Source organism: Rosenbergiella collisarenosi (assembly GCF_018494085.1).
In the GTDB taxonomy this organism is placed as follows: domain Bacteria; phylum Pseudomonadota; class Gammaproteobacteria; order Enterobacterales; family Enterobacteriaceae; genus Rosenbergiella; species Rosenbergiella collisarenosi.
The window spans coordinates 249,014-263,027 of record NZ_JABBFP010000001.1 but is presented as its reverse complement, the minus strand read 5'-3'; the positions used below and the strand labels follow the sequence as shown (position 1 = coordinate 263,027).

Sequence of the window (14,014 nt, the reverse complement as noted above, 5' to 3'; positions counted from 1 at the left end):
AATAACTTGTTAGACGAAAAAAGAGGCATCCTGAGATGCCTCTTTTAGTTCCAGTTATCGCTATTATTTCAAACAAGCGCCTTGGGTACGGATCACGTCTTGATACCAGAAGAAACTTTTTTTCTTCATTCTGACCAACGTTCCGGAGCCGTCGTCATGGCGGTCAACGTAGATGAATCCATAGCGTTTGCTGATTTCCGCTTTTGACGCACTAATCAGATCGATCGGCCCCCACGAGGTATACCCTAATACTTCAACGCCATCCTCGATCGCCTCTCGAACCTGAACAAGGTGGTCGTTCATATAATTGATACGATAATCATCGTTGAGTTGGCCCTGTTCATCTGGACAATCTTTTGCCCCTAGGCCGTTCTCTACGATAAATAGGGGCTTTTGATAGCGATCCCATAAGACGTTTAAGAGTGTCCGCAGACCGACTGGGTCGATTTGCCACCCCCACTCGGAAGCTGATAAATGAGGGTTAGGAACCATATTCAATATATTACCGCGGCTTTGTTTATTTAACGCCTCATCCGCGGTTACGCAACCCGTCATATAGTAGCTAAAAGAGATAAAATCGACGGTCTGTTTGAGGATATGCTTATCCTCCTCAGTGATAACCACATCAATACCCTGATCACGGAAATAGCGTAGCATGTAGCCAGGATAGGCCCCCCGGCATTGAACATCGCCAAAGAATAACCATTTACGATTTTCCTGCAAGGTGGCCAGCACATCGTTAGGCTGGCAGCTCAGCGGGTAAACGAGACCTCCCAACAGCATGTTACCAATCTTCGCATCAGGAATGATCAGGTGGCACGCGCGTACCGCTAGAGCGCTAGCGACTAGTTGATGATGGATCGCTTGGTAGACATCACTCTCACGACACCCTGCGCGTAGCCCCACACCCGTCAGCGGTGCGTGTAGGGACATATTAATTTCATTAAAGGTTAGCCACCACTTTACTTTTTCAGCATAACGCTTAAAAACCACCTTGGCATAACGTTCGAAGAAGGCGATCACCTCGCGGTTAGACCACCCTCCATACTCGGTAACTAAATGCCAAGGCATTTCATAATGCGATAGGGTAACCATCGCTTTGATACCATGCTTCGCCAGCTCATCAAATAATTTATCGTAATACGCTAGTCCCGCTTCACAGGGGGTGGATTCGTCACCTTTAGGAAAAATTCGCGTCCAGGCGATAGAAACACGAAGAATACCAAATCCCATTTCACTAAATAGCGCAATGTCTTCTGGATAGCGGTGATAGAAATCGATAGCAATGTCTTTAAGGCTAAAACGGTCAGTTTTGCGTTCATCCACCTCGCCAAAAATTCCCTGTGGCTGTACGTCAGACGTTGATATCCCTTTGCCATCCTCTCGCCAAGCACCTTCTACTTGGTTAGCCGCAATGGCTCCTCCCCACAGAAAATCGGTTGGAAACTGTTTCATTGTCATCTCCTTAACTTAGGCTTTTATCATTATCAAAGGCTGTTGTTCAGCCACATCACCCACTCCTAGGCAGTTAACCTCGCTGAATTCATCGCTATTCGTCACTAAAATCGGGGTAACGAGAGAGAGTCCGGCATCGGTAATCGCCTGGCAGTCAAATGTCAGTAGTAAATCTCCTGCAGTAAAGCTGTCGCCTTCAGCAATGTGAGCAGTGAAGGGCAGCCCAGCTAATTTAACGGTATCGATGCCGACATGGATAAGGAGCTCGATACCTTGTTCGCTGCGTAATCCCAAAGCATGTTTGGTGAGAAAAAGTGATTCGACGGTCCCAGAAAATGGCGCGCGCACCTCACCCTTATCCGGAAGGATGCCTACACCTTGGCCGAGAAGTCCGCCTGCGAAGGTAGGATCAGGAATATCGGACAACGCTATAACTTGCCCCATCATCGGGGAGAGGACTGTCAGCGATTGTGGAGTAAGGTCAGCGGGACCCATCGCGGGCTGTACAATTGGCGTAGCAGCCGCTGAAAGGTTTGATGCGAGCGGTTGACGACGTCCCCAGCAGTAGGTTCCTAGGCAACCAACAAGTACCGCCACGGCATTACCGATAAATGCCCCCCATACCGTGCTATCAATGCCCGATGAAGGAATGATCTGTACAAGGGTAAAGATATTGGGGAGTCCAAAGGAATAAGTATGGCTTGCGTAAAAACCTACAATAGCTCCCCCTAGCGATCCGGCCACACAGCCAATAATGAAGGGCCGACGTAGTGGTAAAGTTAAGCCGTAAATTGCAGGTTCAGTGATACCGAATATCCCCGCGGAAAATGACGATCCGGCCAGCGCCTTTTGCCGAGGATCCTTGCTATAAAGGAAAATACCGAGTACCGCACCGACTTGACCTAGCACCGCAGGTAAGACCATGGGTAACATTGAATCTTGCCCGAATACCGCGAGATTATTGAAAGTAATCGGCACAAGCCCCCAGTGTAGGCCGAAAATAACGCAGATTTGCCATGCAGCGCCGAGGGCTGCTCCCGCCAACCAGGGTGCGAAATTGTAGATCAGTTCATATCCTTCAGCTAATAAGTGACTCAACCACGTTGCCAACGGCCCGATGGCCAGAAAAGTAAGCGGAACGACGGTGACTAAACAAATGACGGGCGTAAAAAAGCTTTTGACCGCTAGAGGGAGACGTGGTCTGACTCGATTCTCGATCATACAACTTACCCATGAGGCTAAAATAATGGGAATTACGGATGAGCTGTAGTTAATAAAGACCACTGGGATACCAAAGAACGTCTCTGATCCGCCACCGGCTTGGCTCGTTTCGAAAGCTTTAATCATTAGCGGGTGGGTGAGCGCTCCGCCAATCACCATCGTAATAAACGGACTGCCACCAAACTTTTGGCCTGCGGTATAACCGATAAAGAGCGGAAAGAAGAAAAATAAGGCATCACTCGCGGCATACCAAATCTGATAGGTTCCCCCCTCTGTCGCCAGCCAGCCACAGGCGACAGCCAAAGCTAAGAGCCCTTTCATGATACCCGACGCAGCCATAACACCAATAAAGGGGGTGAAAATGCCCGAAACAATATCGATTAAGCGTGCTAAGAGTGTCTCCTTCCTACCACCAGCCTCTCCCTGAGTCTTAGTAGTATGTCCCGTTATCGCCGTAATCGCCTGCCATACATCGCCGACTTGATTTCCAATAACGACCTGAAATTGGCCGCCACTATTGATGACGGCGATAACGTCTTCTAGACTTTTCAGGGCTTCTGAATCGGCCAGTTCTGGCTGTTTTAATTTGAAGCGTAGACGTGTTGCACAATGTACGAGACTACAAATATTCTCAGTCCCCCCCACCCCTACTAAGATCTTCTTCGCAAGTGATTGATAGTCCATCTTCCCTCCAATAATGCTATCTATGGTTTAACTCCCTGTAAAAACAAAAAAACCCGGGCCCCACCCTATTTGGCGAGACCCAGGTTTTGCCTACCTAAAGTAGTAACAACCCTGTTATTTACTGCGCTTCTTTACGTAATTTCTCGATATGCAGCGTTAGAAATAATAATTCTTCTGATTGAATAGGATGCTGATAATGCTGCGTAAGATGCTTACCCACTACCTCTGCCGCGGCCCATGCCACTGAGTACTGTTGTCGAATCGCCTCTGTGAACTCGTGATCTTCACTGCTGAGCGGAGTATGCGATAAACAACGTTGTGCAAAAAATTTCAAATGGGTGACAAAGCGCTGATAGCGTAAGCTTCTATCATCATACTCAATGCATAAGTGATATTTGACCAGGTTCAGCATCTCTTGCATTAATCGGGTCACTTGAGTGACTTCCTGCATATCCCCTTGCAGCTGGGCCGTCACGAAATGAAGCGTGATAAACCCTGCTTCATCAAGTTTCAGTGAGACTCCCAGCCGCTGTTCAATAATTTTCAACGCATAGACAGCAACTTGATACTCGTTCGGATAAAGGTGCTGAGTTTCCCACAGCAAACGGTTATGGAGTGTTATCCCATTACGTTTACGCTCTAAGGCTCCAAAGCAGTGGTCAGCCAGGGAAATAAATAAACTATCTTGTAGAGGCCCCAGTTGTTCACGTGCATAAGTCACGATCCGATCGCAGGTAAGTAGGATGTTAAGCGGGATCTGTTGGATCAACTCAACAAAGTGATCGAACAGTCGATTATTTTGCCGTGCGAAGATCTTCTCAATTTTACTGTGATCGACGCTGTCGCCACAGCGCTTCTGAAAGGCGATACCACGACCCATAATAATCTGCTCATCCTTTGAGCCTTGCTGAACAACAACGGCGTTATTGTTCAGAATTTTGACGATCTTCATCTCACTCCTTTACCTTAGTTCAGGCAATTTGTCAGAGTCATCACTATGCCTCAAGCCCCATATCGGCAAAACGTGAGATAGATCGTCAGAAATCGTTCTTTTAACTCAATGCCTTGAGTTAGGACAATAAATATTCAGAGCGCTGTAGTGCGTACAGCAAGTGTTCGGCGAGTTCGTGCTCTTTGGGAATATGGGGATGATGAAATGTCCGCTGCCGGACCATATTGAGTCGCTGCATCAGCCGTTCTGACCGATGATTGTGTACGGACGTGAATGCGACAACTTGTTGTAAGCTAAGGTTTTCGAAGGCGAACTGAAGAACGCATTGCGCCGCCTCGGCCGCTAAACCTCGGGACCAAAACGGAGAAGCGAAACGCCAACCAATCTCAACACAAGGCGAAAAAGTAAATTTATTCGGCTGCTCATGTAGGCCGCAAAATCCAATAAATTGGGCAGTAGCTTTTAATTCTACCGCCCAGAATCCCCAGCCTTTACGTTGAATAATTAAACGAAAGGTTTTGGCTAACTCATCACTCTGTTCAGCACTGAGTGGGTTCATAAAAAAACGCATCACTGCGGGGTCTTGATTCATTTCGCGAAAAGGAATCAGATCGGAGGTTTGCCACTGCCGTAAACGCAAATGTTCTGTTTCAAGCTCCATCAACACCCCCTTTATATCTCTCGTACACTAAGCATAGAAAATAAATGAGTTAAGAGTAATTAATACAGTAGAATTCAGAAAATTCATACAGTTCGGTCAGCGTCGACGGTTAAAATTGACTTCGAAGGTATAAGCAATTTTATTAAAGGTTCTTTGCGTGATCAGTGACAGATTTAAAAAACGCATGGAAAGCCTATGGGTGAACTCAGGATAGTCGGCTGACGGCTCATCAACGGGGATCAATGAGATGACCTCCACGTTAACTTTATACTCACCATATTCACCCAAATCGAGATCGACTTTCTTAAAAACCGCCCCCTTCTTGAAGGCAGGATTAGGTAGCCCTCGACTAAACAGTCCAACACCACCTGTCGAGAAATTATCGACGTAAAACCGCTGTAACTGCACATGTCCCGGAAGATGGATACCGATTGAAAATTTTTCACGTAAGGGCACAGGCACTCGTAAATTCAGCCGACGCTGGATATAAGAGAAGGTCGGAACCAATTCGGCGAGCCACTGTTGTTGACCTTGCTGTTCGACGATTACGGCATTAGTAATACTGAAGATAATCTTCGCCTCGCTCCCCTCCGCAATCAGCATTAACTGCGGTGTCAAAACGGCGTTGTCATGGAGCGGCGCGATCCGCAGACGGCTACCTTCGACTCTTATTAATTTAAAATTTTCGACATCGTTGTCGAAAGCAGTCAACGCTAAGCTTTGTTGTTGCTTGTGAAACGTTCGCAATATTGATGCTAGTTCGAATTTATCTTCACGAAGGGAAGACGATTCTGAATCAGAATTCATCATACATGGCATCCTCTATAGCAAACCTACGCTTGGCTGGGCATCCGTTCGAAAAATAGTTGCTGATCAGTAGATTATGCGCCCATTTTTTAAATATTAGCATGGCTTATTCTTACAATCGATAAGTATCCCTTATCGTCCAGCGTTTCATCGGCTAATCTCTCGACCTGTAGTAAAAAAAAGGCAAAAGGTTCAGTGTGTTGATTAAAAAATGAGACACTCGTCACATTATAATTTTTTTATAGTTCCTTATCACGAAGCTTTTAAGGGTAAAATCGCTACAGAGAAATAAGGCTCGCGCACCCTCACCCGTTGCTTCGATCTTTTGGAACTCATTTTTTCGCGTTTCACCTCTTAGATGAGCAAATAATAATGAAATATAAATCACTGATAGCCGCAACCACATTAGCCGCAACCATGACAACCTCTGCTTGGGCCGATGAATCACCGCAATATCTTTCTGATTGGTGGCACCAAAGCGTCAATGTCGTCGGCAGCTACCATACTCGTTTCGGCCCTCATCCGAACAATGATATTTATCTGGAATATGAAGCGTTCGCCCACAAAGATTGGTTCGATTTTTACGGGTATGTCGATGTGCCGAAGTTTTTTGGTACGGGGAACGCAAACGATGTCGGTATTTGGGATAAAGGAAAAGGCTCCCCGTTATTCATGGAGATCGAGCCACGCTTCTCTATCGATAAATTAACAAATACCGACCTCAGCATCGGTCCCATCAAACAATGGTATTTTGCCAACAACTATATCTACGATATGGGGCCTAACGATAAAAATCGCCAAAATACTTGGTATATGGGGTTAGGGACTGACATTGATACTGGCACTAAACTCTCGTTATCTTTGAACGTCTATGCGAAATATCAGTGGGAAAACTATGGCGCCACGAACGAAGATAGCTGGGATGGTTATCGCTTCAAGGTGAAATATATGTACCCTATCACCACCCTATGGGGCGGAAACCTTGCCTACATTGGATTCACTAACTTTGACTGGGGTTCAGATCTCGGTAACAACAGCACGGTGAGAACTAAAAACTCGATCGCATCGAGTCATATTCTGGCATTAAGCTACGCGCATTGGCATTACTCGTTTGTCGCCCGTTATTTCCATAACGGTGGACAATGGGAAGGTAGCGCCGATCTTGGCGGATCACGCACGAATAACACCGGTTGGGGCTACTACTTAGTCGCCGGTTATAGTTTCTAAGCTGTTTCCCTCCTTCAAAGCCACCACTAGGTGGCTTTTTTAATATTCACGTAGGTAAATCTTAGGCCGTTGAGGCTAACTTGCATTATGCTGGATAAACGCGAAGGTCCCTTTGCGCCTATAAAAAAATAACAATCGCCTATGCAAACAGACTGAGATGGAACCTGCCAATGATCGACGACTACAATGCTTCTCCCCCACACTCTATTGCCGCACGCATCGACGCGCTTCCTGCAAATCGACCACTATGGTTATTTATCAGCCTCCTTGCGCTAGGCGGTTTCTTTGAACTCTTCGACCTCTTTGAAACGGGTTATATCAGCAGTGGATTGGTTGCCGATCATATCTTTCATATCGGGCGAGCGGGACTATTGGGTATTTCAGACCAAGCATCCTTTGCATCGGTCACCTTTCTAGGACTTTTCGTCGGTGCTAGCCTACTTGCTCCCTTTGCTGATCGCTTTGGCCGCCGTCTGACCTTTATCTTTGCCTTAGGGTGGTACGGACTCTTTTCATTAATCATGGCCTTTCAACAGAGTAGTGAAGGGATTTTACTGTGCCGCTTTCTCGTTGGAATTGGACTCGGCGTCGAGTTAGTAACCATCGATACCTATTTGGCTGAATGGACTCCGGCGCACCTGAGAAGTAAGGCCTTTGCCTTCGCGTTCTTTATCCAGTTTCTTTCGGTTCCTGCGGTGGCACTTCTCTCATGGTGGCTAATCCCCCATCAATGGTTCGGCTTAGCGGGCTGGAGATGGGTAATTATTATCGGCGCGTTATTTTCTATGGTGATCTGGCTGGTCAGACGCCGGTTACCGGAATCTCCGCGCTGGTTAATGGAAAAAAACCAGGTAGATGCAGCTCACCAGATAATGATGGATATGGAAAAACGCTGTGGTGCCCCTATCGTGACTACCCTCCCTATAGCAAGTGCTCAGCATAGTATTAAAGGGCAATTTCGTGATATTTGGTCGCCGAAATGGCGTAAGCGCACCTTAATGTTAGTCGTGATGAATTTTTTCCAAGCCATCGGCTTTTTTGGCTTTGGTAATTGGTTGCCGACGCTGCTTTCCGGTAAAGGGGCTTCGCTATCACACAGCTTGTTGTATGCATTTTTTATTACTCTCGCCTACCCTCTAGGGTCACTACTCTGTACGCTGTATGCCGATAAGCTAGAAAATAAGTGGCAGATTGTCGGCGCCTCGCTAATGACCGTTATCTGTGGCACCGGCTTTGCTCTGACGCAACAACCTTGGATGATGATTATTTGTGGCTTTCTTATCACCTATTCCAATGCTTGGCTAACCTATAGTTATCATGCCTACCAAACCGAAATTTTCCCCACCGCGATTCGCGCCCGCGCGGTAGGTTTCTGTTACTCCTTCAGCCGGCTTTCCACCGCACTGAGCAGTGTACTGATTGGCTTTATTCTGACCTCAGCAGGAAGCAGCGCTGTCGTCATGTTTATCGTATTCAGCATGCTGATGGTCATGGTCTCTGTCGGTATTTTTGGTCCGACTACCCGCGGTAAAGACCTGGAACATATCTAAAAAAAAAGCGGTAATCACCAGGATTACCGCTTTTCTCACAGGCAGAAAGATATTATTGCCGTTTTTCTAGGGTGTCGATGCTACTACTCCCTAACTGGCCTTTAACATCGTCTTGCTGGCGTATTTTGGCAACGTCACTAGCACTCACGGTTGAAGCTTGAGTATTCCCCCAGCTACTTCTTACGAAGTTAACCAGATTCGCGACTTGTTCATCGTTCATCCGCCAGCCGAAGGCAGGCATAGTAACCGCCGAAGGCGCACCCGCAACGCTTGGTAAACGTGCGCCGGTTAAGATGATATGGATCAATGAAGTCGGGTCCTCCGCCAAGATAACAGGGTTACCTTTTAACTGCGGGAAGAAACGTTTGTACCCTGTACCATCCGTTTTATGGCAGGCTGCACAGCTATCGACATATTCGCTTGCGCCCGCTTTTTGGTCATCACCCTTCCATAACGCTTTCGCAACACTATCATCAGCTTTAAAAACTGGCTGGTGAGCATCCTGCGGCGCCAAGGTTTTTAGATAACGCGCAATCGCAGTAATATCTGCATCAGTAAGATATTGTAAGCTGTGTTCAACAACATCGGTCATTCCACCAAATACAGCGGTTTGGTCATTACGCCCATAACGCAAGAATTGCTCTATGTCTTGTTGGCTCCAACGACCTAACCCATCACGATTATCACCCCGTAAATTACTGGCAGTCCAACCATCGATCGGCGCGCTGCTTCCCGCCAAGTAAGTGGTATTGTCTTGGCCATTAAGGACTTTTTCTTGCATCGTAATGCTACGTGGCGTATGACATGCGCCGCAGTGAGCGAGACCTTCCACCAAGTAACGTCCCCGATTTACACTCTCATCATCTTGAGCCGTCGGGACAAAAGCTTTCACTTCCGGCGCGAACATGTTACGCCAGATAGCCAATGGCCAGCGCATAGAAAGCGGCCAAGGGATATCGGTCGCTTTATTCGGCTGATTAACGGCTGGTACACCCTGCATAAAGTAGGCATAAAGGGCATGCATATCTTCGTCGCTCACTACCGCATAGGACGGATAAGGCATTGCTGGGTAGAGTGTATCTCCAGTTTTAGCGATCCCTTGACGTACTGCTTTTTGGAAGTCGTCGTAGCTATAATCGCCAATACCCGTTTGTTTATCAGGGGTGATGTTGGTGCTGTAGATAGTCCCGATCGGAGTCGCCATCGCTAAGCCGCCCGCAAAAGGTTTACCTCCCTTAGCGGTATGACAGGCCACACAGTCCCCTGCACGCGCCAAGTATTCGCCACGCTTCACCAAATCGCCGGACGTTTCGGCTACTGCACTCAATGAGACGAACGCGGTAAGTAAGGTCAAAAAAATCTTTTTCATCAGCCTCTCCTTATGCCTGAACCAGTGGGCCAGGATTCTTGAGGTAAACCTCGCGAATCGTTTTTGCGGACCAATAGGTCAATGCCGCGACGAGTCCCGTCGGGTTGTAGCCCAGACCTTGCGGGAATGCTGATGCACCCGGTACGAATACGTTATGGACATCCCAGCTCTGTAGGTAACGGTTAACCGCACTGGTCTTAGGATCCTCTCCCATTATCGCCCCACCATTCATATGGGTAGTCTGATAAGAGGTCGTATCGAAATGAGCACCCTCTTTTTTCGCCGCACCGAGAATAGCTTTTGGATTCATCGCCTGTGCGATGTTGTGCATTTTGGACACCATAAACTGTGCCATTTTGATGTCGTTCTCTTGCCAATCAAATGTCATTCTCAGCAGAGGCTGGCCATGAATATCTTTATAGTTCGGGTCGAGATCTAAGTAGTTATTGCGGTATGACTGATGGGCACCATGCGCATCCATCGAGACGTGGTGAGTATAAGTATCGGCCACCGCCGCTTTCCACTCGCTTCCCCAGGTCGGTGTCCCGGCTGGAACCGGTAGCCCTGAGATTGGCTTAACGCCAGCTTGGTTTACCCAGAATGGAGAGCCGCCGACGAAGCCGTGTGGGCCATGGTCGAAGTTATCCGCATTAAAATCATCGATCGCTACCCCTGCACCGCCTGCGCCGATAAAAGGGTTAGTCGTGGTATTTTTGTCGAACAATGCCTTCAGGGTCGACATATTCTGGTAGGCAAAGTTACGCCCAACGACCCCTTCATTGCTGATAGGGTTGTAAGGCTTACCGATACCCGATAACAGCATGAGATGGACGTTATGGAACTGGAAAGCCGATAGAATTACTAAGTCAGCAGGTTGTACCTGTTCACGACCTTGCGCATCAACATAAGTCACGCCCGTCGCCCGCTTTTTATCGTCAGTAAGGTTAACTCTCAATACATAAGAGTCATTACGTAGCTCGAATTTCGGCTCTTGGCGTAACGCGGGTAAGATATTGACGTTCGGCGAAGCCTTAGAGTACATATAGCACGCATAACCACTACAATAACCACAGAAGTTACATGGCCCCATCTGCGCACCGTAAGTATTCGTATAGGGTCCGGATGTGTTAGCGGATGGCATATCGTAAGGGTGGTAACCCACAGCCTGTGCCGCTTTGTAGAAAAGTTGTGCGGAGTAGGTTCTTTTCTGTGCGGGTAACGGGAAGTCTTGCGAGCGATCGCCAGCGAAAGGGTTACCGCCCTTATCTTTACCTACGACATTACCTTTGATCGACCAAGCCGTGCCCGATGTACCAAAGACTTTTTCAGATTGGTCGAAGAACGGTTCCAGCTCGTCATAAGTCACGCCGAAATCTTGAATCGTCATGCCTTCCGGGATGAAATTTTTACCGTAACGCTCTTCATAATGACTACGTAAACGCAGTTCTGCCGGGTCAACACGGAAATGCACCCCCGACCAGTGTAATCCTGCACCACCCGTTCCGGTACCCGGTAGGAAGGCCGCTAGCTGGCGATAAGGTACCGCTGTTTGCGAAGGGTTATGACGTATGGTAACCGTACTTTTTGACAGATCTTGGAATAACTTTTTACGGACGTTATACGTCAACTCATCAATAGATTGCGGGTAAGCACCATCGGGGTAAGTATCGCGATGTGGGCCTCGCTCTAGCGCTACCACTGTCAAACCTGCCTCGGTGAGCTCTTTGGCCATAATGGCACCCGCCCATCCGAAACCCACGATCACTGCGTCTACTTTTTTCTGCTCATTAGCCATGATTAACTTCTCTCACCCCGAATCGATACTGGTGGTAAAGGATAGCGTTCTCCACGCTCTACCCAATCCATAAAGTCTGCCCGCGCCCCTGGGAAATTAATAAGTTTCCAGCCGACCAAGCCTTGGTTTCCACCATGGATAGGATCGCTAAAGAAGCCTTCGCGGGTATTTTGTAAGAGGAATGAGAAGAAAGTCTTTGCCGGAAGCTGCTGGAATGTAGCGCTTCCCGCTTCAAGTGCCTTAAGAAACTCAATTTGCTGTGCCGCGGTGAGTTCAGCAAAGACCTTACCATAGTGCTTTTGGCTTTGCTGGTTAGCCTCAGCGATACCTAAACGATAGATCTGCTGCGGAACTAAAGGAAGCTGGTAACCAAATTCCTTATCAACATCCGGTGTAAAAGGCCCCTGCATGTACCAGTTTGCGCCGATGGCATAAGGCGTATTCATCTGGCGATCGATATATTCAGGCACGCCAGCCTCTAGAGCACCTGGTCCGCGGTCATCGTTTGGAATTAGCAGCGTGACAGCGGCCGTGATAAACGCGAACTCTTCAGCCGTAAACCACGTAGGCTGGTAGTCTCTCGCATGAGTATGAGGAGTATTGGTGTTGTCTGCGGCTAAGACGCTTCGGCTTTCTAGAGCCCCGATCCCTGCAGTACCGACAGCCATAGCCGGGGCGATCGCGATAGTTTTCAGCAGAAAATCACGGCGTGACTGGCCGTTTTTTTGTTCTGACATGACATTGCCTTAATACTGCAAATAATGCAGCATGAAAAATTGAAAGTGAGCGAGACGGTGTTGTGCGGAAACTCAGTTATAGTGTAATTAGATAGTTACCGGTAACACCCCAATTGTAACACAGTTAGGTAACATCAAAAGTCATATCATCTTATTTTTTGTGACCAGATTTAACATCTTGTCATCTGAATATGTTTTTTAATCGCCAGTAAGATCCTTCTCCGGTCGGTTAAGTTAGTATAGTCGTCGTAGGAGTTAATTTTCAGGGAGTCATCATGTTTAAGTGTTATTTCCCACGCCCACTGCTCTTCTTCTCCAGTGCCGCCCTGTGGAGTTTGGTCGTGGTTCTGTTTTGGTTCGGATTTGCAGCGCAGTTACCGGCCCATATCCCCTCACTCGCGAAGGCGTTCCTCGCCCCGTTACCCACCACCGTCGTTCGATTTTGGCAGCTGAGTTACCTGTGGTTCTATCTCTATTTCTGGGGGGCGGTCGCAGTATTCGCGGGAATATGGCGTATTATCGACAACCACCCTTGGCAGCGTTGGTCGGTATGGGGATCGGCGCTGATCATCTTCTCAACTTGGTTTGGCGTGCAAGTAGGGGTTGCGATTAATGCTTGGTATGCCCCGTTTGGAGATCTGATCCAAAAGGCACTGGGAAAGGCCGGTTCCGTGCATATCGACACTTTCTACCAGCAAATCTACGCCTTTCTCGGCATCGCCTTAGTCGCTGTGGTCGTTGGTGTACTCAATAACTTTTTCGTCAGTCACTGGGTGTTTCGTTGGCGTACCGCGATGAACAACTTTTTCATGGCGAATTGGGGCAAGTTACGTCACGTTGAGGGAGCCTCTCAGCGGGTTCAGGAAGACACGATGCGCTTTGCCGACACACTTGAAAGCTGGGGGGTGAGTCTACTGCAGGCGATCATGACGTTAATTGCGTTTCTTCCTATCTTGGCGCAACTTTCTGTACATGTAAAAGAGGTGCCGATCATCGGCAATATTCCCTATGCTTTAGTCATTATCGCTATTGTATGGTCAGTATTTGGTACCGCATTATTGGCGCTAGTCGGCATTAAGCTGCCAGGCCTTTCATTTAAAAATCAACGCGTAGAGGCGGCCTATCGTAAGGAGCTGGTTTACGGTGAGGACGATGCGCACCGCGCCACGCCCCCTACGGTAAAAGAGCTTTTTCACCAAGTACGCCACAATTATTTCCGCCTTTACTTCCACTACCTGTATTTCAATATTACGCGTATTTTATATCTACAAGTGGATAATATTTTCGGCTTATTCGTGCTCTTTCCAGCGATAGTCGCCGGCACCATCACCCTAGGATTAATGAACCAGATCTCCAATGTATTCGATCAGGTGCGTTCATCGTTCCAATACTTGATCAATTCATGGTCCACGTTAGTCGAATTGATGTCAATTTATAAGCGTCTTCATAGTTTTGAGATGATCCTCAGAGATAAGTCACACCAAGACTTAATCAACGAAGCCTCAGAATAGTGAAAGATAAAGGAAAGGTGGGGTAACTCACCTTTTTTTATTCTC

General features: G+C 47.7%; 11 protein-coding genes. 3 read left to right on the top strand and 8 right to left on the bottom strand.

All coding sequences use genetic code 11. The features are described from left to right. Positions 1–63: 63 nt before the first annotated feature. From ascB to HGT70_RS01165, 5 genes are all read right to left on the bottom strand, one after another. Positions 64–1,455 carry a 6-phospho-beta-glucosidase gene (gene ascB / locus HGT70_RS01185; RefSeq protein WP_214194675.1) on the bottom strand — a complete coding sequence of 464 codons (1,392 nt, stop codon included), beginning with the start codon at positions 1,453–1,455 and terminating at the stop codon, positions 64–66. Between the two features lie 15 nt (positions 1,456–1,470). Next, positions 1,471–3,360: a PTS beta-glucoside transporter subunit IIABC gene (gene bglF, locus HGT70_RS01180; protein WP_214194674.1), complete on the bottom strand. Its 1,890-nt coding sequence runs from the start codon at positions 3,358–3,360 to the stop codon at positions 1,471–1,473. A gap of 118 nt (positions 3,361–3,478) precedes the next feature. Beyond that, the gene (gene licT, locus HGT70_RS01175; protein ID WP_214194673.1) at positions 3,479–4,312 is read right to left on the bottom strand and encodes a BglG family transcription antiterminator LicT; all 834 of its coding nucleotides are present in this window, start codon (positions 4,310–4,312) and stop codon (positions 3,479–3,481) included. A gap of 118 nt (positions 4,313–4,430) precedes the next feature. Next, on the bottom strand, positions 4,431–4,973 hold the full coding sequence (locus HGT70_RS01170; protein ID WP_071433810.1) for a GNAT family N-acetyltransferase: 543 nt from the start codon (positions 4,971–4,973) through the stop codon (positions 4,431–4,433). Positions 4,974–5,069: 96 nt separating this feature from the next. Further along, positions 5,070–5,783: a PilZ domain-containing protein gene (locus tag HGT70_RS01165; protein ID WP_071433808.1), complete on the bottom strand. Its 714-nt coding sequence runs from the start codon at positions 5,781–5,783 to the stop codon at positions 5,070–5,072. 369 nt (positions 5,784–6,152) lie between these two features. On the opposite strand from HGT70_RS01165, the gene HGT70_RS01160 reads away from it, so the two are divergent. Next, on the top strand, positions 6,153–7,007 hold the full coding sequence (locus HGT70_RS01160) for a nucleoside-specific channel-forming protein Tsx (protein ID WP_071433806.1): 855 nt from the start codon (positions 6,153–6,155) through the stop codon (positions 7,005–7,007). Positions 7,008–7,177: 170 nt separating this feature from the next. Beyond that, positions 7,178–8,557 carry an MFS transporter gene (locus HGT70_RS01155; protein ID WP_214194672.1) on the top strand — a complete coding sequence of 460 codons (1,380 nt, stop codon included), beginning with the start codon at positions 7,178–7,180 and terminating at the stop codon, positions 8,555–8,557. Positions 8,558–8,609: 52 nt separating this feature from the next. On the opposite strand, the gene HGT70_RS01150 is transcribed toward HGT70_RS01155, so the two are convergent. The 3 genes from HGT70_RS01150 to HGT70_RS01140 are packed head-to-tail and all read right to left on the bottom strand — an operon-like array spanning position 8,610 to position 12,458. After that, entirely contained in the window at positions 8,610–9,926 is a 1,317-nt protein-coding gene (locus tag HGT70_RS01150) for a c-type cytochrome (RefSeq protein ID WP_071433802.1), read from the bottom strand. Between the two features lie 10 nt (positions 9,927–9,936). Further along, positions 9,937–11,721 carry a GMC family oxidoreductase gene (locus HGT70_RS01145; protein WP_071433800.1) on the bottom strand — a complete coding sequence of 595 codons (1,785 nt, stop codon included), beginning with the start codon at positions 11,719–11,721 and terminating at the stop codon, positions 9,937–9,939. Between the two features lie 2 nt (positions 11,722–11,723). Beyond that, a complete protein-coding gene (locus tag HGT70_RS01140; RefSeq protein WP_071433798.1) occupies positions 11,724–12,458 on the bottom strand; it encodes a gluconate 2-dehydrogenase subunit 3 family protein in 735 nt (244 codons plus the stop codon). Between the two features lie 275 nt (positions 12,459–12,733). Between HGT70_RS01140 and sbmA the strand changes: the two genes are divergently transcribed. Further along, complete coding sequence (sbmA, locus tag HGT70_RS01135) at positions 12,734–13,969, top strand: peptide antibiotic transporter SbmA (RefSeq protein ID WP_214194671.1); 1,236 nt, start codon at positions 12,734–12,736, stop codon at positions 13,967–13,969. Positions 13,970–14,014 lie beyond the last annotated feature (45 nt).

What these genes read in the sequence shown, in the direction of transcription:
- HGT70_RS01145 (WP_071433800.1), bottom strand. Translation starts at nt 11,721, where the DNA reads ATGGCTAATGAGCAGAAAAAAGTAGACGCAGTGATCGTGGGTTTCGGA.
- ascB (WP_214194675.1), bottom strand. Translation starts at nt 1,455, where the DNA reads ATGAAACAGTTTCCAACCGATTTTCTGTGGGGAGGAGCCATTGCGGCT.
- licT (WP_214194673.1), bottom strand. Translation starts at nt 4,312, where the DNA reads ATGAAGATCGTCAAAATTCTGAACAATAACGCCGTTGTTGTTCAGCAA.
- sbmA (WP_214194671.1), top strand. Translation starts at nt 12,734, where the DNA reads ATGTTTAAGTGTTATTTCCCACGCCCACTGCTCTTCTTCTCCAGTGCC.
- HGT70_RS01165 (WP_071433808.1), bottom strand. Translation starts at nt 5,783, where the DNA reads ATGATGAATTCTGATTCAGAATCGTCTTCCCTTCGTGAAGATAAATTC.
- HGT70_RS01140 (WP_071433798.1), bottom strand. Translation starts at nt 12,458, where the DNA reads ATGTCAGAACAAAAAAACGGCCAGTCACGCCGTGATTTTCTGCTGAAA.
- HGT70_RS01160 (WP_071433806.1), top strand. Translation starts at nt 6,153, where the DNA reads ATGAAATATAAATCACTGATAGCCGCAACCACATTAGCCGCAACCATG.
- HGT70_RS01155 (WP_214194672.1), top strand. Translation starts at nt 7,178, where the DNA reads ATGATCGACGACTACAATGCTTCTCCCCCACACTCTATTGCCGCACGC.
- bglF (WP_214194674.1), bottom strand. Translation starts at nt 3,360, where the DNA reads ATGGACTATCAATCACTTGCGAAGAAGATCTTAGTAGGGGTGGGGGGG.
- HGT70_RS01170 (WP_071433810.1), bottom strand. Translation starts at nt 4,973, where the DNA reads ATGGAGCTTGAAACAGAACATTTGCGTTTACGGCAGTGGCAAACCTCC.
- HGT70_RS01150 (WP_071433802.1), bottom strand. Translation starts at nt 9,926, where the DNA reads ATGAAAAAGATTTTTTTGACCTTACTTACCGCGTTCGTCTCATTGAGT.